The following is a 23,006-nucleotide window of genomic DNA, read 5'->3' on the forward strand; positions in this document are numbered from 1 at the left end:
CCAGGCGCCCAGCGCCAACAGCGCCGAGGCCAGCGCGAGCACGCCCGGCGCCCGGCGGCGCCAGCCCTCCCGCCGCTCTCGTCCCATGGCAGTCGCCATCCGGGACCCTCCTTCTCCCTCGCCGCTCCTGTGGCACGACGGTCCGACACCGCGCCACCCGCCCTAACGCGACGGTCTCGGCCGGTACCGCTACCGGCTCTGACGCCGCCTAAGCACCACGGCCCCGCCCGCAGCCAGCACGGAGGCGGAGCCGAGGCCCACCGCGAGTACCGTGCGACCGCTGTCCGGCACCGGTCCGCTGCCCGCCCGCACCGGGCCGTGCGGCAGGGGCGCGGCCGGACCGGACGGGACCGACGGGGCCGGGGTGGTCAGCGGGGGCGGGGTCCCACCGGGGACGGTGGAGCTGTGGTCGGACTCGGTCCGGGCGGCGGCCGGGCCGGCGAGCGGCAGCGCGCTCACGGCCAGCAGGGCGGCGGCCCCGGCGAGGGTGGATATGCGCATGTCCCGGACTCCTGCGGGTGTGGCTACTCGTACCTGATCTCACCGTACGTACTCCGGCCACTACCACCAGTCGGGCTGCGCCGCCTGTGCGAGCGCACGCCAGGGGCGCACGTCCGCCACGCCTCCGCGCCGCCGCACCCCTGACGCCCCGTCCGACGACGCCGCACCCCGAGCGGCGCGGAGCGGACGTCGCCCCCTCGCCGTGACCGACCCGCGGGGAGATCCGGGGGGCCGCTCAGCCCAGCGGCTTCACCCAGCGGGTCCAGGCCGGCTCGGGACCGTAGCCGGCCGCCCGCCAGGCGTGCTGCCCGAGCTCGTTGTGGTCGAGCACCATCGCGTCGGCCCGCCGGCCGCCGAGTGCGGCGAACCGCTCCTCCACCGCGGCCAGGAGTGCGGCGGCGATGCCCTGCCGCCGCTGCTCCGGGTCGACCGCGAGCCGGTAGAGGTGACACCGCCAGCCGTCGTAGCCGGCGATCACGGTGCCGACCACCGCGCCGTCCCGTTCGGCGACGATCAGCGCCTCCGGGTCACGGGCGATCAGGCGTCCGACCCCCTCGGGGTCGTCGGTGATGCTGGTGCCCTCCGCAGCCCTGGCCCAGAAGGCCAGCAGGGCGGGGATCTCGTCGGGGTCGGCGGGGCGCAGTCGTAGGTCGCTCATGACGGGCATGTCTAGCAGCGCCGACCCACCCGGACGAGCGAATTCCAGCTGGTGGGACGGTCCCTTGCGGCCCCGGTGCGCCTCGTGCGCGCGGCAGCCGCGCTGCCTCCGTGCTGCCGCTGTGCTGCGGCTGTACGACGGACACGTGACGCGCACGTGACGGGCCGTCAGATGCCGTAGGGTCTGGGTCACCCCCGACCGCCCCGGGCCCTGCTGCGGCCGGTCGGCGAGGTGGCGGACCCGGCGTAGGATCCGGGCACCGGTGAGAGGAAGGCGCGGAGCATGGGTGTGGCCACGGTGGACGAGCAGGCCCTGCGGGGGTTCGTGCGGGAGCAGACCGAGCTGGCGCCGGTGCCGTTCGTGCCGGAGGTGCGGCTGCACCAGGCCGCCTCGGCCATCTCGCTCTGGGAGCACACCGAGGAGAGCAAGGGCCAGGCCGACCTGCCGCCGCCGTTCTGGGGTTTCGCGTGGGCCGGCGGCCAGGCCGTGGCCCGCTACGTACTGGACCACCCGGAGGTGGTGGCGGGCCGTCGGGTGCTGGACCTGGCGGCCGGTTCAGGGCTGGTCGCGGTCGCGGCCGCGCTGCGCGGCGCGGCGGAGGTGACGGCGGCCGAGATCGACGCGTACGCGGTGGCCGCGATCGCGCTCAACGCCGAGGCCAACGGGGTGCGGCTCGACGCCGTCCTGGCGGACCTGCTCGGCGGGGACGGCGGACCGGCCGAGGTGGTGCTGGCCGGGGACGTGTTCTACGAGCGGGCGATGGCCGAGCGGGTGCTGCCGTTCCTGACCCGGGCTCAGGAGCGCGGCGCGCTGGTGCTGGTCGGCGACCCCGGGCGGGCCTACCTGCCGCGCGGGGCCTTCACCGAGGTGGCGGTCTACCAGGTGCCGACGGCGGCCGACCTCGAGGACAGCCGGGTGAAGACCACCACGGTCTGGCGCCTCGGCGGCTGACGCCCCGCCACCACTCCCCCGTCGCTGCCCCGTCACGTCCGTGCGCGGTCACGTCCGTGCGCGGCCGCGACCGCGCACCGTCGCGCACCGCCGCGTTCCGGCGCCCGCCGTTCGGGCCCGGCCGACCCCGCCGGGCGACGGGGCCTACGTACCGTTTCGATACCGAACCGGTGATGAGCTGCGGAAACGCTCGCGGGCCGAGGTCGCTCCGAGTAGCATCCGGCTCACGCCCTCCGGCGCCGTACCCCGTGTCGCGCTGCCCGGTGGGCCCACCCGTGGGGGCCCGGACAGTGTCGCCCGCGTACTCCTTCACGCGTGCCGGTGCAGTCGCGCGTGAGACGGCGGAAGGGCAGCGACTTGGCGGATCGGCTCACCGGAGGGGACTCCTCGCTGCTGCGTCGGATCAACGCCGCGGTCACCCTGCGGGCGCTGCGCGACGGACAGGCCGTCACCCTGACCCAGCTGGTCGGGGACACCGGACTGTCGCGGCCGACGGTGGAGGGCGTGATCGAGGGGCTGATCGAGGCCGGGCTGGTCGCCGAGGTCGAGCAGTCCCAGGACACGGGCCGTCAGCGCGGCCGCCCCGCCCGTTGGTTCCGCTTCCGCGCGGAGGCCGGGCACATCCTGGGCATCGAGATCGGCGTCCACGACATCCGGGTCATCCTGGCCGACCTGACCGGCACCGTGCTGGGCAGCCACGCCAAGCCCGCCGTCGAGACCCTCGAACCCGAGGAGCGGCTCACCCTGGTCCGGGCCACCGTGGCCGAGGTGCTCCGCAAGGCCGGGGTCTCCCGGGACAGCCTCTGGGCGGTCGCGGTCGGCTCCCCCGGCATCGTGGACCGCGAAGGGAACGTCAAGCTCGGCACCGCGATGCCCGGTTGGACCGGGCTGGACCTCGGCGCCCGGCTGCGGCGCTCGTTCCGCTGCCCGGTGATGATCGAGAACGACGCCAACCTGGCCGCCATCGCCGAGCACTGGCAGGGCGCGGCGGTCGGCAAGGGCGACCTGGTCTTCGTGATGGCCGGCCTCAGCCCGGGCGCGGGCTCACTGATCGACGGGCGGCTGCACCGCGGCTTCGGCGGCGCCGCCGGCGAGATCGGCGCACTGCACCTGCTCGGCCAGGAGGCCACCCCGGAGCGCCTGCTCTCCACCACCGGCAAGCCGCTCGACCCGCTGGACGAGGCCGCGGTGGCACGGGTGCTGCGGCTGGCCCGCGAGGGCGACGAGGTCGCCCTCGTCGCGATGGACCGCTTCCTGCGCCGCCTGGTCCACGACGTCGCGGCCCTGGTCCTCGCCCTCGACCCCGAGATCGTGGTGGTCGGCGGCTGGGCGGCCGGTCTTGACGACGTGTTGGAACCCCTGCGCCAACAGCTCGCCCTCTACTGCCTCCGCGCCCCCGACGTCGCCCTGGCCGCCCTCGGCACCGAGGTCGTCGCCATGGGCGCCCTCCGCGTCGCCCTCGACCACGTCGAGGACCAGCTCTTCGCGGTCGATTCCCCGCGCTGACCCGTCGGCCCCGCAGGGGCCGTCAGGGGCGCGGGGAACTGCGCGAATTCGGAAGACAGAGACCCATGTGCCGGGTACGGAGCTCCACTTGCACGTGGCTGTCCGTACCCGGCACACGGGTCTCGTTCCTCCGTCCCGCGCTGACCCGGCGGCCCCGCAGGGGCCGTCAGGGGCGCGGGGAACTGCGCGAAATCGGAAGACAGAGACCCGTGTGCCGGGTACGGAGCTCCACTTGCACGTGGCTGTCCGTACCCGGCACACGGGTCTCGTTCCTCCGTCCCGCGCAGTTCCCCGCGCCCCTGACCGCCCTCCGGGCGGTCAGAAGGGGCGGTCACAAGGGCGGTCGGAAGGGCCGTCAGGAAGCGGCGGCCGCGCCGACCGGCTGCTTGTTCTCGACCGGGGTGACCTCGACCAGGCCGGTCTCGCCGAAGGTGAGCTTGCAGGTGTCGGCCCGGTAGGTGGCGACCGAGAGGGCGGCGAGGCGGCCGGCCGCGGCGTACTGGGTGGTGACCACCAGGACCGGGGTGCCCGGCGGGCGCTGCAGCAGTCCGGCCTCCTCGGCCTCGGCCACGCCGAGCTCGACCGCGCGGGACTCGCCGTCGATCACCAGGCGCTCCAGCTGACGGAGCACCAGCCGCGCCGGATCCGCCTCGGACTGGGCGGCACCGCCGACCACCCGGGGCAGCGCGCGCAGTGCGGCGTCCGGCACGTGCAGGGACTCGGTGGCCATGGCCTGGCCCTGGACCAGACGGATCCGGCGGACGGTGTGCACCAGGCTCCCGGGCTCGACCCCGAGCGACAGGGCGAGCTGCGGCGTGGCGGGGGCGCTCTCGCAGCCGACCTCGCGCCAGGCCTGACTGCGGCTCACCCCGGGCCAGCCCTCCTCGCGGCGGCTGACCGGGACACCGACCCGCGGGGCGGCGATCAGGGTGCCGATGCCACGGCGGCGGACCAGCCGGCCCTCCAGCTCCAGCTGGTCGAGCGCCTGGCGCAGGGTGGCCCGGGCCACGCCGAAGCGGGCGGCGAGCTCCCGCTCGTTGGGCAGCACCTGACCGGTGGAGAACTCCGCGTCGATGGTGCGCACCAGGACCGTGCGCAGGTGCCAGTACTTCGGCTCCGGTACTGCCGCGAGCTGGTTCTGCCCCACCGTGTCCTCCGCCCTGAAGGTCGCCGGGCCTGCCCCGCGCCCGACGTTCTGGCAGGTGGGAGGGGCGGGCTTTATCCGTCCTTCTTTATTAAAGGTCTTTGCAGTAAGTGACAGTAGGGCTTGCCCGCCGAGATGGTCAAGACCAATGCGCTTCCTTGACCTTCGCCGGACAAGACTTCACATCGCGTTCACGACGCGCAGCCGTCACCGCACCGCCTTCCACCGGCCACCCGACCGGCCGGATACCCTTCCCCGGTGACTCTTGTTGTGACTACCGCGAACGTGAACGGCATTCGGGCCGCCGCCAAGAAGGGCCTGCTGGAGTGGCTCACCGCCACCCGGGCGGATGTGATCTGCTTCCAGGAGGTCCGCTCCGAGCACGGCCAACTCCCGGTCGAGCTGCGCGAGTTGGACGGCTGGCACGCGGTCTGGGCCCCCGCCGCGGCCAAGGGCCGGGCCGGCGTGGCCGTCCTCTCGCGGCAGGAGCCGACCCGTACCGCGATCGGCTTCGGCTCGGCCGAATTCGACAATTCGGGCAGGTATGCCGAAATCGACCTCCCCGGCGTCACGGTGGCCAGCCTCTACCTCCCCTCCGGCGAAGTCGGCACCGAACGGCAGGACGAGAAGGAACGCTTCATGGCGGAGTTCCTCGTCCACCTCACCGACCTGCGCAAGCGCGCCGAGGCCGAGGGCCGCGAGGTCGTGGTCTGCGGCGACTGGAACATCGCCCACCAGGAGATCGACCTCAAGAACTGGAAGGCCAACCAGAAGAGCGCCGGCTTCCTCCCCGAGGAGCGCGCCTGGCTCACCCGCGTCCTCACCGAGGCCGGCTACGTGGACGTCGTCCGCACCCTCCACCCCGACCAGCCCGGCCCCTACACCTGGTGGTCCTACCGCGGCCGCGCCTTCGACAACGACTCCGGCTGGCGCATCGACTACCAGATGGCCACCCCGGGCCTCGCCGCCGGCGCCACCTCCGCCGTGGTCGAGCGCGCCGCCACCCACCCCGAGCGCTGGTCCGACCACGCCCCGGTGACCGTGGTCTACGAGCTCGCCTGAGCACCGGCCCGGCTGGGCCGATCGGTGGGGCTCCGGCGGGTCGGGGCCCCACCTGCGGGGATTCCGGGGGCGGTGGCTGCCTAGGGTGCGAGCGGAACGGGCCCGTTCGGACGGGCTCTGCCGACTCGCCGTGAGGTGCACCGCATGGGACCGAAGAGCCGTCGGGCGCTGGTCCGGCTGAGGGTGGGGGCCGCGCTGCTGGCGGCCGCCACCCTGACCGCCGCCGCGCCGCAGGACCCCCGGGGCTCGCTGGGCCCGGAGATCAACGCCGTGATGGACAAGCCCGCCTACCGGCACGGCCAGTGGGGCCTGCTGGAGATGGACCCGGTCAGCGGGGAGACCGTCCACGCGCTGACGCCGGACCAGTTCTTCGTCCCCGGTTCGGTGACCAAGCTGTTCAGCGTCTCGGGCGCCTGGCACGCCCTGGGCACCGAGCACCGCTTCACCACTCCGGTGCACGCGCTCGGCACCCGCGAGGGTTCGGTGCTCGACGGCGCCCTCGCCCTGGTCGCGCAGGGCGACCTGACGATGGGCGGGCGCACCGAGCCGGACGGCTCGGTCGACTTCACCGACATCGACCACACCTACGCCAACGACCTCCCCGGAGCCACCCTCACCCCCGAGGACCCGCTGGCCGGGCTCGACCTGATCGCGGCTCAGGTACGGGAGTCGGGCATCACCGAGGTCCGCGGCGACGTGGTGGTCGACCCGCGCCTGTTCACCGCCGGGTCCAACCTCGACCCGGCCCCCACTCCCCTGATCGTCAACGACAACCTGATCGACCTGCTGAGCACGCCCACCCAGCCGGGCCGGCCGGCCGAGCTGATGTGGCGGCCGCAGGTCGCGCCGTACCAGGTGACGTCGACCGTGCGGACGGTCGCCCCCGGCGGCCCGACCGACGTCCAGGTCACCGCCTCGCCCGACGGCACCCGGATCACCCTCTCCGGCACGGTGGCCGCCGACTCCGCACCGGTGCTGCGGGTCTCCTCCGTCCAGGACCCGAACGCCTTCGGCCGCACCGCCCTGATCGAGGCCCTCGCCCGCGCCGGGGTCACCGTGACCGCCCCGCCGACCGGGCCCAACCCGGCCGGCACGCTGCCCGCCGACTACGCCGGGGCGCCGCAGGTCGCGGCGTACGTCTCCCCGGTCTACGCCGAGTACGCCCGGCTGGTCCTGAAGGTCAGTCACAACCTCGGCGCCAACCTCGCGATCTGCCTGATGGCGGTGACGGCCGGCGGTCACGCCTGCGACGACGGCTTCCCGGTGCTGCGGTCCTTCCTGGAGCAGGCCGGCGTCGACCCCACCCAGGTGCAGCTGCTGGACGGCCGCGGCGGCAACCCGGTCGACCGGGTCACCCCGCGCGCGGTCAACCAGGTCCTCGCGCACTGGCTCGCCACCCCCGACGCCGAACGCTTCCGGTACGCCCTGCCGGTCCTCGGCGTGGACGGCAGCCTCGCGCCGTTCTGCCCGGACTGCGCCGCCAAGGGGAAGGTGTTCGCCAAGCCCGGGACGGTGGCCGGCGAAGACGGCGTGAACCAGCGGCTCGCGATCGGGGCGCAGACCCTCGGCGGCTTCCTGGAGACCCGTGACGGGTGCCTGCACACCTTCTTCGTGGGCGTCAACGGGGCCTCCGCGCCGGACATCGAGGGCCTGATCGAGACCGTCGCGGACGTCACCAGGATCGCGGCCCTGCTCCAGGAGCAGGCCGCCCGCTGAGAACGGAGCAGCACCATGACAGCACCCACTCCCGCCCTCACCACCGCGGCCGGCCGGGCCGGCCGTACCCCGCGCCGCCGCGGACTCGGCACCGCCTCCCTCGCCGCGGCCGTCCTGCTGGCGGCGGCCGCCCCGGTGGCCGGAGCCGCCCCGAAGGCCCTGCCGCCCGACACGCGGTTCACCCCGCTGACGGCGTCCGTGATGACCGAGCCCACACCCTTCGAGGCCACCGACGGGCGGACGCGCCTCTCCTACGAACTGCTCGCCACCAACGCGCTGTCCAGCCGCGCGCAGGTGCGGCTGGACCGGGTCGACGTCCAGGACGCGCGCACGCACCGGGTGATCGGGTCACTGAGCGGCGAGGACCTGGCCGCGGCCGCCAACCCCGTCGGCGACCCGCTTCCGGGTGCCGATGCGTACACCCCGGCGCCGCCCCCGCCGGAGCCGACCGTCCTCCAGGGCTCCCAACAGTGGGTCATCTGGCTCGACTTCGTCCTGGACGGCGGGCAGCCCGTGCCCGAGGTGGTCGAGCACCACTTCGCGGGCACCATCCTCGGCCCCTCCGGCGAGGCCCCGTTCGAGGAGACGGTGCAGGCCACCCCGCTCGGCCGCACCGCCCCCCTGGACCTCGCCGCACCGGTCGCCCCGGGCGCCTGGTTCGCCAGCGAGTCGTGCTGCGGCAACACCCACCACAGGCGCGGCTTCGCCCCGATCAACGGCCGCTTCTTCGTGCCGCAGCGGTTCGCGATCGACTGGTACCGGGTCGGTGAGCAGGGTGAGACCTGGGCGGGTGACCCCACGCTGCTCGACAGCTACCTGAGCTACCGTCAGCCGGTGCTGGCCGCGGCCGGCGGCCGGGTGGTGGAGGTCCAGGACGGCGTCCCGGACAACACGCCGCCGATCACGCCGCCCGTCCCGCCGATCCAGGACACCACCGGCAACCACGTCACCGTGGAGGTCGCCCCCGGCCGTTTCCTGCTCTACGGCCACCTGCGGCCCGGCTCGCTCCGGGTCCGGGAGGGCGACTGCGTCGAGCCCGGCCAGGAGCTCGGCCTGATCGGCAACAGCGGCAACTCCACCACCCCGCACCTGCACTTCCAGGTGATGACCACGCCCGAGTTCTTCCCGACCGACAGCCCGCCGTTCACCTTCCGGGAGTTCCACGTCCTGGGGCAGGTCGAACCCCGGCTCTGGGACGACAACCTGGGCATCCAGCCGACCGGCGTCCTGCCGATCACGCCGTCCCCGTACGAGGGCCCGCACCGGGCGGAGTACCCGCTGGACCGCGAGGTGCTGCGGTTCTGAGGCGACCTGCCGGGCCGTCAGCGGCCCGGCCCGAGATCCTTGCCGTACCAGATCTCCATGTACGGCCCCGTGCAGTACGCCGGGATCTCGGCATAGCCGTGGCGGACGTACAGCGCGCGCGCCTCGACCAGGTCGAGGCGCGTGTTGAGGACCGTCCGACGGGCGCCGAGCGAGCGGGCCTCCTCCTCCAGCTGCTCCAGCAGGAGGCCCGCACCGCCCTTCCCGCGGAAGGCCGGGCGCACGTAGACCCGGGTGAGCTCGGCCCGCTCGGCGTCCAGCATCAGGATCCCGCCGCACGCCGCGGCCTCTCCGCCGTAGCGCCCGACCACGAACTGGCCGGTGGGCGGGGCGAGCAGCTCGACCCCGCCCCCGGCCAGGCTCCGGTCGACCTCCTCGGGCGTCGCCGGCCGCTTCCAGTACCGGCTCGCGACCTCGTCGTAGTAGTCGCGGCGCAGGCTGCTCGCGCTCGCCGAGTCGAAGGCTTCGGGGGTCAGGATCCAGGACGTCATGGCGCCATCCTCGTCCGGGCGCGAGGGTCCTGGCCAGCGCATTTCGAGAGCGGTGCAGTGGTGGACCGTGCCGCTGCCGCGCCAGTTCGAGGCGGCGGTGCGGCCCGTCCCGGTCGGCCGGGCCCGGCGCGGAAGCGTTCGTCCACGAGGACGGTCCGGTCCTGGGAGGCCGGCGCCGACGATCGCCGCCGCTCGCCGTCCGCGAGTTCGTCGATCCGGGCGGGCGGGCTGGGCCGGAGTGTGAAAGCCAGCCGGGCCCAGCGACGGGTGTCAGCGGTAGCGTTCGACCAGTGCGGTGCCGATGGCGAGCTGTGGTCCCGTAGACCCGTGGGTCGGTTCACCTCCAACCAGTGCGACCAGTCCGGCGAGTTCACCGGCGAGCGTTTGCTCGTCGTAGCCGCGGACCGCCACACGGACCTGTCCGTCGGCCTGCGGGGCCCGACCTCCAGCGGGTGCCGAAGGCCATCCGGAGCAGGCCGATCGCGTCGGGCGGGCACAGCGCCGGGCCTCCAGCGGCAGCCGGCGGCGGTCGACCTCGTCGGTGATCTCCCGCAGCTCGCGGCGAGGTCGAAGCCATCTGGCCGGTGTACCGGGTCTCCGGTCGCTCGGCGGAGGACACCCGGTCGATCCGGGAAGGTCCGCCGGCCGGCCTCGGGTGCCGGCCACCAGTACCACGACGGGGCCTTGGCGACGAGCCCAGCGGACGTGACGGTCGCTCGGTGCGGCGCCCTGCGGCCGTCGAGGTAGCCCAGCCGCACCTGGACGCCCGGATACACCGCGTCCTGGAGCACGTCTGATGGTGCCGGGGCGGCGGGGCTCGGCCACCTCGATCCCCAGCCGAGCGGTCGGTGACCCGTGCGGCCGCCGCTGCCTCGGCCTGCGACCGGAACGCTCGGGCAGGGCGTGGACGAGCTTGCGCAGCGCCGCCTTCACGGCCGGTGCTGCGCCCGAGGCCGGGCCGGCCACCAGGAACAGCGCCCCGGGCCTCACACGCCGTCAGACCGGACAGGTCGGTCGCGGGCGCCGCCGACCAGACGCCAGCCGCCGCCCCGGCCCTGCAGGGAGTACACGGGGACCCCGGCCATCGCGAGGGCGTCGAGGTCGCGCGGGCGGTGCGCTCGGACACCTCGAGTTCGCGGGCGACCTCCGCCGCCGTCACCCGGCCGCGCCGCTGGGAGCTATCAGGAGGACGCCACCAGCGGTCGGTTCGCACGTCGCCAAGACTTCCAGGGAAACCGGTCACGGGCAGGTGACCGGTTTCCCTCGGCACGATGCGGCACGCCTCCAGCGGCGTCCGCACCGCGGCCTGACGCCGGTCAGCCGGTCAGCGGTCAGCGGTCAGCCGGTCAGCCGTCAGCCGGGCCTGCCCGGGGGCGGCCATCCGAACCGACACAGAAGGAGACCACCGCGATGTTCGATCCGGCCGATTCCCCGAACCCCCCTGTCCCAGGTCACGGTGTCGAGTGGAGGTCTTCGAAGCGGGCCGCCAGAACGCGGGAAGCCCCGTCGTGCTCTGCCACGGATGGCCCGAAGCACGCCTTCTCCTGGCGTCACCAGATACCCGCCCTGGTCGCGGCGGGCCACCACGTCATCGTCCGAACCAACGGGGCTACGGGAACTCGTCCCGTCCGGCCGAGGTGACGGCCTACGACCTCGCGCACCTGACGGCGACTGGTCGCCCTGCTCGACCACTACGGGTACCGGGACGCCGCCTTCGTCGCCACGACTGGGGCGCCATGGTCGTCTGGGGGCTGGCCCTGCTGCACCCGGACCGGGTGAACCGGGTCGTCAACCTCAGCCTGCCCTACCAGGAGCGCGTGCGCGAAGCCCTGGATCGAGGCCATGGAGGAGGTGCTCGGCGCTGACTTCTACTTCGTCCACTTCAACCGGCAGCCGGCGTCGCGGACGCCGTGTTCGACCGGAACACCGCCCGCTTCCTGCGCAACCTCTACCGCAAGGACGAGCCCCGGCGCAGCCGGGCCCGGCATGGCGCTGATCGAGCTCGCCCGGGCGGAGGCCCCGCGCGGCGAGCCGTGATGAGCGACGCCGAACTGGCGGTCCTGGTGGCCGCCTTCGAGTCGACGGGTTCACGCAGCGTCAACTGGTACGGAACCTCGACCGCAACTGGCGGCTGCTGGCGGGACGTGGACCCGATCGTCCGCCGGCCCGCGCTCATGATCTACGGCGACCGGCGACACCGCTACAGGCGGTCCGAGAACCTGGCCGCGTTCGTGCCCGACGTCGAGGTGGTCAGCCTCGACTGCGGCCACTGGATCCAGCAGGAGCGGCCGGCCGAGACCAACCTGCTCATCACCGAGTGGCTGCGGGCGGCGCCAGCCCGTCGGCACCTGACGGACGTCCGGGCCGCACCGCGGAAGCGGCCCCGGACACGGCCAGCCCGGCCCAGCCCGGCGCCGCGCCCGTGGGAGGCCCACCGCGGGTCAGCCGGGCGCCGGGCTCCCGAGCAAGCGGTCGACCAGGAGTTCCGGGTAGCCGGTGGCGGAGCTCGATCCCGAAGATCGCCGGGAGGGTAGAACGGGGCGATCAGCTGGTCGAGGATCTGCTCAGCGGCGGCGGCGTGCTCGCCCCGGGCGGTGGCGCGCTGCCGGATCTGTTCGATGGAGTGCATCCGGCGGCGGAAGTGCTGGGTGCGCTCGTCCGGCGCCTGTGCTCGGACACCGCCCGGCATGGAGAGGATGACGGCTCGCACCAGGGCGCGCCCCTCCGCCGTGCGGGATGCTCGCGGCGCTGGCCTCGGCCCAGGCGAGGAGGTCGCCGCGCAGGAACCGGTGTCGGTGAGCGGTGAGTCGCGTTCGAGCGGCTGGTGACCACGTCGGCCAGCAGCGCGTCGAGGCTGCCCCAACGCCGGGTAGAGGCTGGTGTGGTTGACGCCCGCGCGCTGGGCGATCGCGGGGATGTTGAGGTCCTCGCCCGCCGGGTCGCAGAGCAGGTCGATGACCGCTTGGTGGACGCGGCGCGGACCTGTTCGGGGCTCTTGCGGACGCGTGCGGATCGGCTGGTTCGGAAGTCACCCCCACATCGTAAGCACAGATGTTTGCTTAGTCTCCCCCGGGGGGCTACAGTCCTCCCCGTAAGCACAGATCAGTGCTTGGCGCGGTCGAGGAGAGTGTGGGCGATGAAGCAGCTGCTGTTCCCGGACAACATCCAGTTCTGGTACGAGACCCTGCGGTCGATGAGTCACATCGCTTACGGCGGAGCCGACTTCGGCGAGGTGGTCGCCACCGGCGAGCGCATCGTCGAGGGCGACTACGCCAGCTGGTACACGGAGTGGACGGCGACCGCCGACCGGGTGTCGGGCGAGGCGGAGAAGGCGCTGGCCGCCGGCCACCGGGTGAGCGCCCGGGACGGGTTCCTGCGGGCGTCGAACTACTACCGGTCGGCCGAGTTCTTCCTGCACGGGAACCCGTGCGACCCGCGGCACGACCACGCCTACGACCGGAGCGTGGAGTGCTTCCGGGCGGCGGCGGCCCTGTTCACCCCGGTCATCGAGCCCGTCGAGATCCCGTACGAGGGCACCACGCTGCCCGGCTACCTGTACCGCGTCGACGACTCTGGCACCCCGCGACCGACGCTGATCATGCACAACGGATTCGACGGCACCGCGGAGGAGATGCACTTCTTCGGGGCGATGGCCGGCGTCGAGCGCGGCTACACCGTGCTGGTCTTCGACGGCCCCGGCATGCCCGGCCCGCGCCACCACCAGGGCCTGGTCTTCCGGCCCGACTGGGAGCAGGTGATAACCCCCGTCGTGGACTTCGCCGAGACCCTCCCGGACGTGGACAACGACAGGATCGCGCTGCTCGGGATCAGCATGGGCGGGATCCTCGCCCCCAGGGCCGCCGCCTTCGAGCACCGCCTGGCCGCGCTGGTCGCCGTCGACGGCCTCTACGACCTGGGCCTGACCGCGGTGCGCAACATCCCCGGCACCCGCGAGGAGGCGGAGCGGCTGCTGCGCGCACCCTCGGCCCCCGAACTCGACGCCGCCATGGAACGGATCATGGCCCAGGACCCGATCGCCCGCTGGGCGATCAACCACGGCATGTACGTGATGGGCGCCGACACGCCCCGGGCCTTCAACGCCTCCTACCTCGACCACACCCTCGCGGGCGGCATCGCCGAACGGATCCAGTGCCCGACCCTGGTCTGCGACGCCGAGGAGGACATGTTCTTCCAGGGCCAGCCCGAGCTGCTCTTCGACCACCTCACCTGCCCGAAGACGCTGATCCGCTTCACCACCGAGGAGGGCGCCGGAGCCCACTGCCACCCCGGCGCCATGCGGCTCACCCAGGCCCGCGTCTACGACTGGCTCGACGACACCCTCGGCGTGACCGCCTGAGGAGCCGTCAGCCTCCGGTACCGGGCTCGGGGGTGGGTCCCACCGTGACGGGAACCGCCCCCGAGCATCCGTGCACCGCGTGCAGCTCTCAGGCGAGGCGGGTGAACTCCACGCGCACGCGCGGCACTTCGCCCGGCGCTCCGCGGTAGACGCCTTTGTGCGGCGGCACGTCGCCGTACTCCCGCCCGCGCGCGACGATGACGTGCGACTCGCCGGGGCGGGTCCCGTTGGTCGGGTCGTGGCCGGTCCACTCGCCCGACCAGTACTCGACCCAGGCGTGGCTCTCACCGGCCACCGGCCGGTCGGACCCGGCGTCCGCCGAGGGGTGCAGGTAGCCGGAGACGTACCGGGCCGGGATGCCGGCGGCGCGGAGCAGCGCGGCGGTCAGATGGGCGAAGTCCTGGCAGACGCCCGCCCGTTGGTCCCAGGCGTCCTGTGCTCCGCTGTGCACCCCAGTGGTCCCCTGGGTGTAGGAGACCCGCTCCCTGACCAGGTCGGTCAGCGCCGCCGCGGCCTCGTGGGCGTCCAGGCCCTCGGCGGCCCCGGCGGCCAGCGCCGCGAGCTCCGGCCCCACGGTGGTGCGCGGCGTGCCGGCGAGGTACTCGGTCAGCCGGCTGTCGGCCGACCGTGCGACGATCTCGGCCCGGCCGAGCGGCGCGGTCAGCGCGGCCGGCGGCGCGGTCTCGACCAGGCTGGTCGCGGTCAGCACCAGGCTGGTGTGCGAGTCGGCCAGGTCGAACACCGTGACCCGGGTGCCCCAGTAGTCCCGGTAGGTCCACAGTTCGGCGCTCGGGGTCACCTCCACCCGTGCGTCCAGGACGGTCTGGGTGGGCAGCGTGAGCGGGCTCATCCGCAGCTCGTTGTACGAGGAGCCGGCCGGGCTCGGGTATCCCACCCGGGTCTCGTGGCGGATCCGCAGTCGGCTGGCCACCGCGCTCACACCCCCTCGCGCGTCACGGCGTGGTGGGACCACTCGATCGGGCCGTCGCAGGGGAAGTAGCGTTCGGCCACGGCCCGGGTGGCCTCGCCGCAGGCGAGCTGCAGCTCCTTCAACAGGGCCGGCAGCCGGTCGAGTTCGGAGGCGGACAGGTACTCCAGCCTGGTGCGCATCCGGCCCACCGCCAGCCGCGCGGGCTCGGGCGGCTGCCAGGAGGGCGTGCCGCCGCCGAGGTCGGCGAGGCACTCCTCGGCGGCGCTCAGCGCGTGCAGGACGGAGCGCGGGAAGCCCCGGTCCAGCAGCAGGAAGGACGCCACCTCGGCCGGATCGCTGCCGGCCCCGCGGGAGCGGACGAAGGCCTCCTCGGCCCCGCTGGCGCTCAGCAGCGTGGCCCAGTCCGGGGCGTGGACCCCCGCCAACCCCCGGACGGCGAGCAGCCGGGCGGTCATGTCGACCCGCTCCAGGCTCCGCCCGAGGATGACGAAGCGCCAGCCGTCGTCCCGGCTCATGGTGGAGTCGGCGAGTCCGAAGAACAGCGCGGCCCGGCGGCGGACCAGGCCGAGGTAGGCGTCGGGGCCGGTGCGGCGGGCGGCGCGGCGGTGCTCGTCGAGCTGGTGCCAGGTGGAGTTGAGGGTCTCCCACATCTCGGTGGAGACCACGTCCCGGGCGGTCAGGGCGTTCTCGCGGGCCGCCCCGAGCGCACCCTCGATGGAGTCGGGGCCGGTCGCGTCGAAGGCCAGCCGGGCCAGCACCGAGTCCGTGTCGCACTGCCGCTCGGGCGGGGCCGACACGCCGAGGATGGCGTGCAGCGAGCGGCAGGCCGCGTCCTCCCCGCTCCACGGGTCGTCCAGCAGCCGGTGCAGATAGGCGTCCAGTATGCGTGCGGTGTCGTCGGCCCGTTCCACGTAGCGGCCGAGCCAGAACAGCGACTCGGCGATCCGGGAGAGCATGGTGTCGGTGGTGATCACTGCTGTTCCTCCTCCTGGGGCGGGCCGCCGGGCGTGCCGCCGGGGCCGGACTGACGCGGGACCACTTCGTTCACGGGGCTCGGCCGTTCCTCCTCCACCGGGCCGGGCGGAGTGCCGGTCGCCAGCACCCAGGTGTCCTTGGAGCCGCCGCCCTGGCTGGAGTTGACGATCAGGTTGCCCTCCCCCAGGGCCACTCTGGTCAGGCCGCCGGGGAGCAGCCAGACGTCGTCGCCGTCGTGGACGGCGAACGGCCGCAGGTCGATGTGGCGCGGGGCGAGGCGGTCCCGGCCGTCGCCGTCGCGGCTCAGGGTCGGCGAGGTGGAGAGCGCGACGGGGCGCTGGGCGATCCAGCTGCGCGGGCACGCCCTCACCTGACCGGCCAGGCGCTCCAGCGTGCTCCGGTCCGCCCGGGGGCCGATCACGATGCCCTGGCCGCCCGCGCCGTCCACGGGCTTGAGCACCAGCCGGTCCAGTTGGTCCAGCACCTCCTCCAGCCGGCCCGGCTCCTCCGGGCGGATGGTCTCCACGTTCGGGAGCAGCGGCTCCTCTCCCAGGTAGTAGCGGATCAGGTCGGGGACGTAGGTGTAGAGCAGCTTGTCGTCGGCGATGCCGTTGCCCACGGCGTTGGCGAGGGTGACGTTCCCCGCGTGCGCGGCGGCCAGCAGGCCGGGGACGCCGATCAGCGAGTCCGGCCGGAAGTGCAGCGGGTCCAGGAAGTCGTCGTCCAGCCGGCGGTAGATCACGTGGACCGGGCTCTCGCCCCGGGTGGTGCGCATCCGGACCCGGTTGCCGGAGCAGACCAGGTCGCGGCCCTCGACCAGCTGGACGCCCATCAGCCGGGCCAGCAGGGCGTGTTCGAAGTAGGCCGCGTTGGCCACCCCCGGGGTGAGCACGACCACGACCGGATCGGTCACGCCCTCGGGGGCGCCGGCTCTCAGCGCGCCCAGGAGGCGCTGCGGGTACTCGTCCACCGGGCGGACGGACTGCTCCGCGAAGAGGGCCGGGAAGGTCCGGGTCATCACCCGGCGGTTCTCGATCACGTACGACACGCCGGACGGCACGCGGACGTTGTCCTCCAGCACCCGGAACCGGCCCTCCTCGTCGCGGACCAGGTCGATCCCGGAGACGTGGATGCGGACCCCGTTCGCGGGCTCGATGCCGTGCGCGGCGCGGTGGAAGTGCGGTGAGGAGTAGAGCAGCCGGTAGGGCACCACACCGTCGGCGAAGACGCGCTGCGCGCCGTAGGCGTCGGCGAGGAAGGCCTCCAGTGCGAGCACCCGCTGCCTGACCCCGCGGCTCAGCCGGTCCCACTCGACCGCGTCGAGCAGACGCGGCACCAGGTCGAGCGGGAAGGGGCGTTCCTCGCCCCCGTAGGCGTAGGTGACGCCCCGGTCGGTGAAGGCCCGGGCCATCTGGTCGGTGCGGTACCGCAGTTCGAGGGAGTCCAGCGGGCTCAGGGCGGCGAGGACGGCCTGGTAGGCCGGTCGCACCACCCCGGGTCGCTCGAACATCTCGTCCCACGCTCCCGCTGTCGTGTACGAGTCGAAAATGTCGGCCATAGCAAAACGGTATGGCCGGTTTGTTTCGCTCGTGCTGCGGACGCCCTCCCTATGTCACCTCGCCCCGCTTTCGGCGCACTCCAGCTGTCACCTCGTCAGCTCCGGGCGCCCGCGCGGAGCCAGACGGCGGTATCGGTCGGGAGCGAGGCGCCGTCGAGCGGCGAACTGGCAAGCAGGACGGCCTCGTGGGTGGGCAGCGCGACGGTGCCCACCTATAGGTTGACCACGCAGGTGAACCCTCCCGGGCGGGTGAAGGCGAGCACGCCGGGAGCGGTGGGGAGCCAGCTGAGGGGGCCCTCGCCGAGGCCGGGTTCGGCGCGGCGCAGGCGCAGGGCGTTGCGGTAGAGCTCCAGCGTCGAGGACGGGTCACCGCTCTGGGCGGCGGCGGTGAAGTCCTTCCACGCACCGGGCTGGGGCAGCCAGGGCTCCCGCGCGGCGCCGGGCGGGCTGAAGGCGAACGGCGGGACGGAGCCCGACCACGGGAGGGGGACGCGGCAGCCGTCGCGGCCCGGGTCGGTCTCCCCGGACTGATGGAGCGTCGGGTCCTGGCGGACGGCGGCGGGCAGGTCCTCCACTTCCCAGAGGCCGAGCTCCTCACCCTGGTAGACGTAGGCGCTGCCGGGCAGGGCGAGCGAGAGCAGGGCGGCCGCCCGGGCCCGGCGGGTGCCCTGGCCCAGGTCGACGGGGCTGGCGTGGCGCGTCCCGCCGTCGAAGGCGAAGGCGGTGTCGCGGCGGCCGTAGCGGGTGACGTGCCGGGTGGTGTCGTGGTTGGAGAGCACCCAGGTGGCGGGCGCGCCGACCGGCGCGTGCGCGGCCAGGGTGCTGTCGATCACCTCGCGCAGTGCGTCGGCGTCCCAAGGGGCCCTGAGAAAGGGGAAGTTGAAGGCGGTGTGCAGTTCGTCCGCCCGCAGGTAGCGGGCGAAGCGCTCCGGGTCGGGGCTCCACAGCTCGCCGACGAACATCCGCTCTCCCGGGTAGGAGTCGGTCAGGCGGCGCCAGGAGCGGTAGATCTCGTGCACCCCGGGCTGGTCGGCCCAGGGCAGCGGGGTGCCGGGGCGGTGGTCGGCCCGGTCGGGGAGGCCGGCCTCCTTGACCAGCGCGTCGGTGACGTCGATCCGGAATCCGTCGACGCCGCGGTCGAGCCAGAAGCGCAGGGTGTGCTCGAAGTCGGCCCGCACGTCCGGGTGTTCCCAGTTGAGGTCGGGCTGCTCCGGGGCGAAGAGGTGCAGGTACCACTCGCCTTCGGTGCCGTCCGGTCCGTCGACGCGGTGCCAGGCGGGGCCGCCGAAGTAGGAGGTCCAGTCGTTCGGGGGCAGCTCGCCGTGGGTGCCCCGGCCGGCCCGGAAGTGGAAGCGCTCGCGCTCCGGCGAGCCGGGACCGGCGGCCAACGCCGCGCCGAACCAGGGGTGTTGGCTGGAGACGTGGTTGGGCACCAGGTCGACGACGATCCGCAGACCGGCCCGGTGCACCTCCTCGATCAGGGCCTCGGCCTCCGCCAGCGTGCCGAACAGCGGGTCCACGTCGCGGTGGTCGGCCACGTCGTAGCCGCCGTCGGCCATCGGGGAGACGTACCAGGGGGAGGTCCAGAGCGCGTCCACCCCGAGCTCGACCAGGTGGGAGAGGCGGCGCCTGATGCCGGCGAGGTCGCCGACGCCGTCCCCGTTCCCGTCGGCGAAGCTGCGCGGGTAGATCTGGTAGATGACGGCGTCCCGCCACCACGGGCGGGCCTCGTGACCGGTCATTCGGTGCCGACCTCCTGTCGGGTCCGGACGACGCGCCGGGCGACGGCGTGCCTCCTCCCAGACTCCGGGCCCGCCGGAGGCCTCCGCAAGAACTTCCGGGAAAAGAAGTCCGCCGGGGATGTCGAGAAGCCGTGTCCGGCTCCGTCCCAGGGGTGAGCGCGGCCAGAATGGGCCCCGCCGCACCGCACGGAGGAGAGACGATCATGGCCAAGTACCTGCTGCTGAAGCACTACCGCGGCGCCCCGGCGCCGGCCAACGACGTGGCGATGGAGCACTGGACGCCGCAGGAGATCACCGCCCACGTCCAGTACATGCGCGACTTCGCCGCCAAGCTGGAGCAGACCGGCGAGTACGTCGACGGGCAGGCGCTCGCACCGGAGGGGACCTGGGTCCGCTACGACGGGGAGGGGCGGCCGCCGGTCACGGACGGGCCCTTCGCCGAGACCAAGGACCTGATCGCCGGGTGGATGGTGATCGACGTGGACACCTACGAGCGGGCGGTGGAGCTGGCCGGCGAGCTGTCGGCCGCGCCCGGCAAGGACGGCAAGCCGATCCACGAGTGGCTGGAGCTGCGCCCGTTCCTGTCGATGCCGCCCGTCGACGCCGACCTGGACTGCCACGGGTCGGCGGGGTGACCCCGCCGGTGGACGAGGTGCTGCTGCGCACCCTGACCCCGGGCGTGCTGGCGGCCCTCGTCCGCCGGGGTGCCGACTTCGCCTCCGCCGAGGACGCGGTGCAGGAGGCGCTGGTGGAGGCCTTCCGGACCTGGCCGGAGGCCGGGGCACCGCGTGACCCCAAGGGGTGGCTGGTCACGGTCGCCTGGCGGAAGTTCCTCGACGGCGCCCGGGCCGAGAGCGCCCGGCGCCGCCGCGAGGAGCTGGTGCACGAGGAACCCGAGCCCGGTCCGGTGCCGGAAGCGGACGACACGCTGCGGCTCTACTTCCTGTGCGCGCACCCGTCGTTGACCCCCTCCTCGGCCGTCGCGCTCACCCTGCGGGCGGTCGGCGGGCTGACCACGCGTCAGATCGCCCAGGCGTACCTGGTGCCCGAGGCCACCATGGCGCAGCGGATCAGCCGGGCCAAGCGCACCGTCTCGACGGTCCGCCTCGACCGGCCCGGGGACGTGGCCACCGTGCTGCGGGTGCTCTACCTGGTCTTCAACGAGGGCTACGGCGGCGACCTCGACCTGGCGGCCGAAGCCATCCGGCTGACCCGGCAGTTGGCGGCGGCCGTCGACCACCCCGAGGTGGCCGGCCTGCTCGCCCTGATGCTCCTGCACCACGCCCGGCGCGCGGCCCGGACCGATCCGGACGGCGCCCTGGTCCCCCTGGCGGAGCAGGACCGCGGCCGCTGGGACACCGCCGCCATCGCGGAGGGGGTGGCGGTGCTCCAGTCCGCACTGGCCCGGGACCGCCTCGGTGAGTACCAGGCGCAGGCCGCGATCGCCGCGCTGCACGCGGACGCGCCCTCCGCCGCGGAGACCGACTGGGTCCAGATCGTGGAGTGGTACGACGAGTTGGCGCGGCTGACGGACAGCCCGGTGGTCCGCCTCAACCGCGCCGTCGCCGTCGGCGAGGCCGACGGCCCGCGCGCCGGCCTGGCGGCCCTCGCGGAGGTGGCCCCCTCCGTCCCCCGTCACACCGCCGTCTCGGCCCACCTCCACGAACGCGACGGCGACCTCGCCACCGCCGCCCGCCTCTACGCCGAGGCCGCCCGCCACGCCGCCAGCCCGGCCGAACGCGACCACCTCTTCCGCCAGGCCGCCCGCCTCAACTCCCGTCCGGGCCTTCAGCAGTAGCCGTCCAGCCGGGCCCGCCGGCCCGGCGTGCGGTTCGGCCACGGCCGGCCGGCCCCCTCGGAGGCGGCATCGCGCAGCAGGTCGAGCACGGTGCCGCCGGGGTCGGGCAGGGCCGGCTCGGCGAGCAGGGGTTCCAGGTGCTCGGGGCCGAGGAGCGTTCCGAAGTGGCGCGGGTCCATGCCCGTGTACGGCGGGTGGGTGCTCATCGGCGCCAGTCTCACCGCGGGGTGTCGGGCCGGTCCAGCGGATTTGCGGCAGACCGCTCCCTCTCGCCCAAATCTCCCCAGAAGCTGCCAAGTTGGCCTGGTGTCACAGCGCTCCCCCAGGACTTCCTCAGGGGATGCTCAGGAAACCCGGCCGACATAGCCGGGCATGTCCGGGTATCGGAGTCGATCAAGCTCAAGTCTTGCTCAGAAGATCAACTTGAGGCTGTACAGCAGATGAAGACCGGCCATAACTTCTTCACATCAGCCGCCGGGGGGCGGCACAGATGTGAAGAGGTTTCAAATGAGTGTGCAGGTCAAGAAGGCTCTCGTGGTCTCCGCGTTCACCGTTCTGATGGCCACCGGCATCACCGCGCCGGCCTTCGCCTCCGCCGGTCTGCCCGCGGCTCCGTCCGGCGTGGCCGCCGTCGAGGACGCGGGCACCGAGATCCCGGTCGAGCCGCCGGTCACCGAGACCGAGGGCGACCTGGTGGAGGTCACCGACCCGTCCGTCGAGCCGGCTCCGGGCAAGGGCCCGAACAACGTCCCGGGTGCGGACTACTGCGGCCCGGCCCACGGCTACTACAACACCACCGCCAACAACGGCAAGGTCATGCGCGGCGTCGGCGTCGACCAGGCCAACTACAACGGCACCTCCCGCACCATCAAGTCGGTGTTCAGCGCCGAGGCATCCGGCGAGGTCGGGATGTCCGTCTCCGGCGAGCTCAAGGTCAGCGCCAACGCGCTGCTCGCCAACGTCGAGGGCAAGTACGGCGTCGACCTCTCCGCGAAGCTCACCGCCAAGCTCGGCAACACCACCTGGGCCGAGACCCCGCCGCGCCGCACCACCCACGCCCGCTACGGCGTCTGGCGCCTGAAGACCACGGGCACCAGCTACACCATCTACAGCAACTGCTCGACCTCGCCCAAGAAGACCGTCGTCGCCTACACCCCGCAGAACGTCGGCTGGTACGTGTGGGAGACCGCCTGAGCCGGTCCCCGGTGACCGCTGAGCGACGCACCGCACTGGCCACCCTCGCCGCGACCCTGCTGCTGGTCGCGGGCGTGGGGGCCTGCGGCGGGCCGGACCGCACGGCACCGGCCGGGTCGGCGGCCGAGGCGAAGGCCTCGGCGTCCGCACGGCCCGGCGAGCGGCTGGAGCGCGTGGCGTCGCAGGCGGTCACCGAGGCCCCGAAGGTCCCGGACGAGACCATGCTCGCGAGCGTGTCCGACCGGACGGGCAGTCACACCCTGCCCATCAGCGGCGGCCTGACCCCTGGCCCGGTCTCGGTAATGGTGGTCTGCCAGGGTGCCGGCACCCTCACGGTCACCCTCGAACCCACCGGCCTGGGCTTCCCGCTGGAGTGCGTCGCCCATGAGTCGAGCACCACCTACAACCAGATCGGGCTGCGCAACGCCCGCCCGGAGGCGGCCGTCAAGGTCGACGCACCGGCCGGCGTCCGCTGGTCCCTGAGCGTGGCCAAACCACCGCCCACCGGCGGCTGACGGCGCCACCACCGCACGACCCACGAGCGCCCCGGCCCCGGCCGGGGCGCTCGTCGTGACCCCAGGGCCACGAACGACCGTTCCGGTCACTATTCCTGACGATTCGTCAGCCGACCGGTTGTGCTTCGTGTCCGAATTCCTTCCGATCACCATATCTTCCGTTCATCGCTCCTTCGCCCGCGCACCGCTCCCCTAGGGTCGCCCCCGGGAGGGCTCCGGCGCCGTGCCGGGTGCCCACCGACCCAGGTGGGGAATCCATGCTGAGAACGCTCTTCGCTTCCCGAACCAGCCACCTCCTCCGCGCCACCACCACCGCCGCGTCCCTGACCGCCGCGCTGCTGGTCGGAGTCGCACCGTCCACCACCACCGCCACGGCCGTCGAGAGCGCCACCGCCTCGCCGTCCACCCTGACCAAGTCGGTCCGCGACGTCACCCACCCCGGCGCCACCACCGCCGAGCACGGCGACACCGTGGACTGGGCCGTCTCCTACCGCAACGCGGTCGACTCCCCGGCCGCCGCGCCCGTCACCCTCACCGACCCGATCACGGGCGGCGGGACGGGACCGGGCACCACCCAGACGTAC

Annotated in this window: 20 protein-coding genes and 2 pseudogenes; 13 read left to right on the plus strand and 9 right to left on the minus strand. The window is 73.7% G+C overall.

Annotated features, from left to right (window positions below):
- Positions 1-189: 189 nt before the first annotated feature.
- A complete protein-coding gene (locus tag ABD946_RS11995; RefSeq protein WP_345282796.1) occupies positions 190-501 on the minus strand; it encodes a hypothetical protein in 312 nt (103 codons plus the stop codon).
- 235 nt (positions 502-736) lie between these two features.
- Positions 737-1,168, minus strand: coding sequence for a GNAT family N-acetyltransferase (locus ABD946_RS12000; protein WP_345282798.1), 432 nt, complete (start codon positions 1,166-1,168; stop codon positions 737-739).
- A gap of 273 nt (positions 1,169-1,441) precedes the next feature.
- Between ABD946_RS12000 and ABD946_RS12005 the strand changes: the two genes are divergently transcribed.
- On the plus strand, positions 1,442-2,110 hold the full coding sequence (locus ABD946_RS12005; protein ID WP_345282800.1) for a class I SAM-dependent methyltransferase: 669 nt from the start codon (positions 1,442-1,444) through the stop codon (positions 2,108-2,110).
- A 357-nt stretch (positions 2,111-2,467) separates the two neighbouring features.
- Positions 2,468-3,616 (plus strand): ROK family protein, encoded by a 1,149-nt coding sequence (locus tag ABD946_RS12010; RefSeq protein ID WP_345282802.1) that lies wholly within the window; start codon positions 2,468-2,470, stop codon positions 3,614-3,616.
- Positions 3,617-3,971: 355 nt separating this feature from the next.
- On the opposite strand, the gene ABD946_RS12015 is transcribed toward ABD946_RS12010, so the two are convergent.
- Positions 3,972-4,763, minus strand: coding sequence for a GntR family transcriptional regulator (locus ABD946_RS12015; RefSeq protein WP_345282804.1), 792 nt, complete (start codon positions 4,761-4,763; stop codon positions 3,972-3,974).
- A gap of 255 nt (positions 4,764-5,018) precedes the next feature.
- Here ABD946_RS12015 and ABD946_RS12020 point away from each other — a divergent pair, with 255 nt between their 5' ends.
- The 3 genes from ABD946_RS12020 to ABD946_RS12030 all read left to right on the plus strand — a co-directional run bounded on the left by ABD946_RS12020 (position 5,019) and on the right by ABD946_RS12030 (position 8,843).
- Positions 5,019-5,822, plus strand: coding sequence for an exodeoxyribonuclease III (locus tag ABD946_RS12020; protein WP_345282806.1), 804 nt, complete (start codon positions 5,019-5,021; stop codon positions 5,820-5,822).
- A gap of 144 nt (positions 5,823-5,966) precedes the next feature.
- Positions 5,967-7,538: a D-alanyl-D-alanine carboxypeptidase/D-alanyl-D-alanine endopeptidase gene (gene dacB, locus ABD946_RS12025; RefSeq protein ID WP_345282808.1), complete on the plus strand. Its 1,572-nt coding sequence runs from the start codon at positions 5,967-5,969 to the stop codon at positions 7,536-7,538.
- 15 nt (positions 7,539-7,553) lie between these two features.
- The gene (locus ABD946_RS12030) at positions 7,554-8,843 is read left to right on the plus strand and encodes a M23 family metallopeptidase (protein WP_345282810.1); all 1,290 of its coding nucleotides are present in this window, start codon (positions 7,554-7,556) and stop codon (positions 8,841-8,843) included.
- A gap of 17 nt (positions 8,844-8,860) precedes the next feature.
- Here the strand turns inward: ABD946_RS12030 and ABD946_RS12035 are convergent, their stop codons facing one another.
- The gene (locus ABD946_RS12035) at positions 8,861-9,352 is read right to left on the minus strand and encodes a GNAT family N-acetyltransferase (protein ID WP_345282812.1); all 492 of its coding nucleotides are present in this window, start codon (positions 9,350-9,352) and stop codon (positions 8,861-8,863) included.
- A 1,508-nt stretch (positions 9,353-10,860) separates the two neighbouring features.
- Between ABD946_RS12035 and ABD946_RS12040 the strand changes: the two genes are divergently transcribed.
- From ABD946_RS12040 to ABD946_RS12050, 3 genes are all read left to right on the plus strand, one after another.
- On the plus strand, positions 10,861-11,217 hold the full coding sequence (locus ABD946_RS12040; protein WP_345282831.1) for an alpha/beta hydrolase family protein: 357 nt from the start codon (positions 10,861-10,863) through the stop codon (positions 11,215-11,217).
- A gap of 45 nt (positions 11,218-11,262) precedes the next feature.
- On the plus strand, positions 11,263-11,886 hold the full coding sequence (locus ABD946_RS12045; RefSeq protein WP_345282814.1) for an alpha/beta fold hydrolase: 624 nt from the start codon (positions 11,263-11,265) through the stop codon (positions 11,884-11,886).
- A gap of 602 nt (positions 11,887-12,488) precedes the next feature.
- Positions 12,489-13,709, plus strand: a complete 1,221-nt coding sequence (locus ABD946_RS12050) for an alpha/beta hydrolase family protein (RefSeq protein ID WP_345282816.1) — start codon at positions 12,489-12,491, stop codon at positions 13,707-13,709.
- An 88-nt stretch (positions 13,710-13,797) separates the two neighbouring features.
- Here ABD946_RS12050 and ABD946_RS12055 read toward each other — a convergent pair whose 3' ends face one another.
- The 4 genes and pseudogenes from ABD946_RS12055 to ABD946_RS12070 form a co-directional block, all read right to left on the minus strand.
- Complete coding sequence (locus ABD946_RS12055) at positions 13,798-14,640, minus strand: transglutaminase family protein (protein ID WP_345282818.1); 843 nt, start codon at positions 14,638-14,640, stop codon at positions 13,798-13,800.
- 5 nt (positions 14,641-14,645) lie between these two features.
- Positions 14,646-15,614, minus strand: coding sequence for an alpha-E domain-containing protein (locus ABD946_RS12060; protein ID WP_345282819.1), 969 nt, complete (start codon positions 15,612-15,614; stop codon positions 14,646-14,648).
- Positions 15,611-17,173 carry a circularly permuted type 2 ATP-grasp protein gene (locus tag ABD946_RS12065; RefSeq protein WP_345282821.1) on the minus strand — a complete coding sequence of 521 codons (1,563 nt, stop codon included), beginning with the start codon at positions 17,171-17,173 and terminating at the stop codon, positions 15,611-15,613. The genes ABD946_RS12060 and ABD946_RS12065 overlap by 4 nt, the downstream gene beginning before the upstream one ends.
- A 95-nt stretch (positions 17,174-17,268) precedes the next feature.
- A pseudogene (locus ABD946_RS12070) lies at positions 17,269-18,915 on the minus strand (glycoside hydrolase family 13 protein).
- 203 nt (positions 18,916-19,118) lie between these two features.
- Here ABD946_RS12070 and ABD946_RS12075 point away from each other — a divergent pair.
- Together ABD946_RS12075 and ABD946_RS12080 are read left to right on the plus strand one after the other, a co-directional pair.
- On the plus strand, positions 19,119-19,550 hold the full coding sequence (locus tag ABD946_RS12075) for a YciI family protein (RefSeq protein ID WP_345282823.1): 432 nt from the start codon (positions 19,119-19,121) through the stop codon (positions 19,548-19,550).
- A gap of 8 nt (positions 19,551-19,558) precedes the next feature.
- On the plus strand, positions 19,559-20,713 hold the full coding sequence (locus ABD946_RS12080; RefSeq protein ID WP_345282833.1) for an RNA polymerase sigma factor: 1,155 nt from the start codon (positions 19,559-19,561) through the stop codon (positions 20,711-20,713).
- Here ABD946_RS12080 and ABD946_RS12085 read toward each other — a convergent pair.
- Positions 20,704-20,919: a hypothetical protein gene (locus tag ABD946_RS12085; RefSeq protein WP_345282825.1), complete on the minus strand. Its 216-nt coding sequence runs from the start codon at positions 20,917-20,919 to the stop codon at positions 20,704-20,706. The two genes, ABD946_RS12080 and ABD946_RS12085, sit on opposite strands and share 10 nt — an antisense overlap.
- Positions 20,920-21,220: 301 nt before the next feature.
- Between ABD946_RS12085 and ABD946_RS12090 the strand changes: the two genes are divergently transcribed.
- The 3 genes and pseudogenes from ABD946_RS12090 to ABD946_RS12100 form a co-directional block, all read left to right on the plus strand.
- Positions 21,221-21,907 (plus strand): hypothetical protein, encoded by a 687-nt coding sequence (locus tag ABD946_RS12090; RefSeq protein WP_345282827.1) that lies wholly within the window; start codon positions 21,221-21,223, stop codon positions 21,905-21,907.
- Positions 21,908-21,918: 11 nt separating this feature from the next.
- Positions 21,919-22,422 carry a hypothetical protein gene (locus ABD946_RS12095; RefSeq protein WP_345282829.1) on the plus strand — a complete coding sequence of 168 codons (504 nt, stop codon included), beginning with the start codon at positions 21,919-21,921 and terminating at the stop codon, positions 22,420-22,422.
- A 257-nt stretch (positions 22,423-22,679) separates the two neighbouring features.
- Positions 22,680-23,006 (plus strand): annotated as a pseudogene (locus tag ABD946_RS12100) (DUF7617 domain-containing protein); the annotation flags it as partial.

Source organism: Kitasatospora albolonga, assembly GCF_039535905.1.
Classification (GTDB): Bacteria; Actinomycetota; Actinomycetes; order Streptomycetales; family Streptomycetaceae; genus Kitasatospora; species Kitasatospora albolonga.

Bases quoted from the DNA above. Each gene is read 5' to 3' on its own strand.
- ABD946_RS12000 (WP_345282798.1), bottom strand. From the start codon at position 1,168: ATGCCCGTCATGAGCGACCTACGACTGCGCCCCGCCGACCCCGACGAG.
- dacB (WP_345282808.1), top strand. From the start codon at position 5,967: ATGGGACCGAAGAGCCGTCGGGCGCTGGTCCGGCTGAGGGTGGGGGCC.
- ABD946_RS12005 (WP_345282800.1), top strand. From the start codon at position 1,442: ATGGGTGTGGCCACGGTGGACGAGCAGGCCCTGCGGGGGTTCGTGCGG.
- ABD946_RS11995 (WP_345282796.1), bottom strand. From the start codon at position 501: ATGCGCATATCCACCCTCGCCGGGGCCGCCGCCCTGCTGGCCGTGAGC.
- ABD946_RS12050 (WP_345282816.1), top strand. From the start codon at position 12,489: ATGAAGCAGCTGCTGTTCCCGGACAACATCCAGTTCTGGTACGAGACC.
- ABD946_RS12085 (WP_345282825.1), bottom strand. From the start codon at position 20,919: ATGAGCACCCACCCGCCGTACACGGGCATGGACCCGCGCCACTTCGGA.
- ABD946_RS12075 (WP_345282823.1), top strand. From the start codon at position 19,119: ATGGCCAAGTACCTGCTGCTGAAGCACTACCGCGGCGCCCCGGCGCCG.
- ABD946_RS12030 (WP_345282810.1), top strand. From the start codon at position 7,554: ATGACAGCACCCACTCCCGCCCTCACCACCGCGGCCGGCCGGGCCGGC.
- ABD946_RS12035 (WP_345282812.1), bottom strand. From the start codon at position 9,352: ATGACGTCCTGGATCCTGACCCCCGAAGCCTTCGACTCGGCGAGCGCG.
- ABD946_RS12065 (WP_345282821.1), bottom strand. From the start codon at position 17,173: ATGGCCGACATTTTCGACTCGTACACGACAGCGGGAGCGTGGGACGAG.
- ABD946_RS12090 (WP_345282827.1), top strand. From the start codon at position 21,221: ATGAGTGTGCAGGTCAAGAAGGCTCTCGTGGTCTCCGCGTTCACCGTT.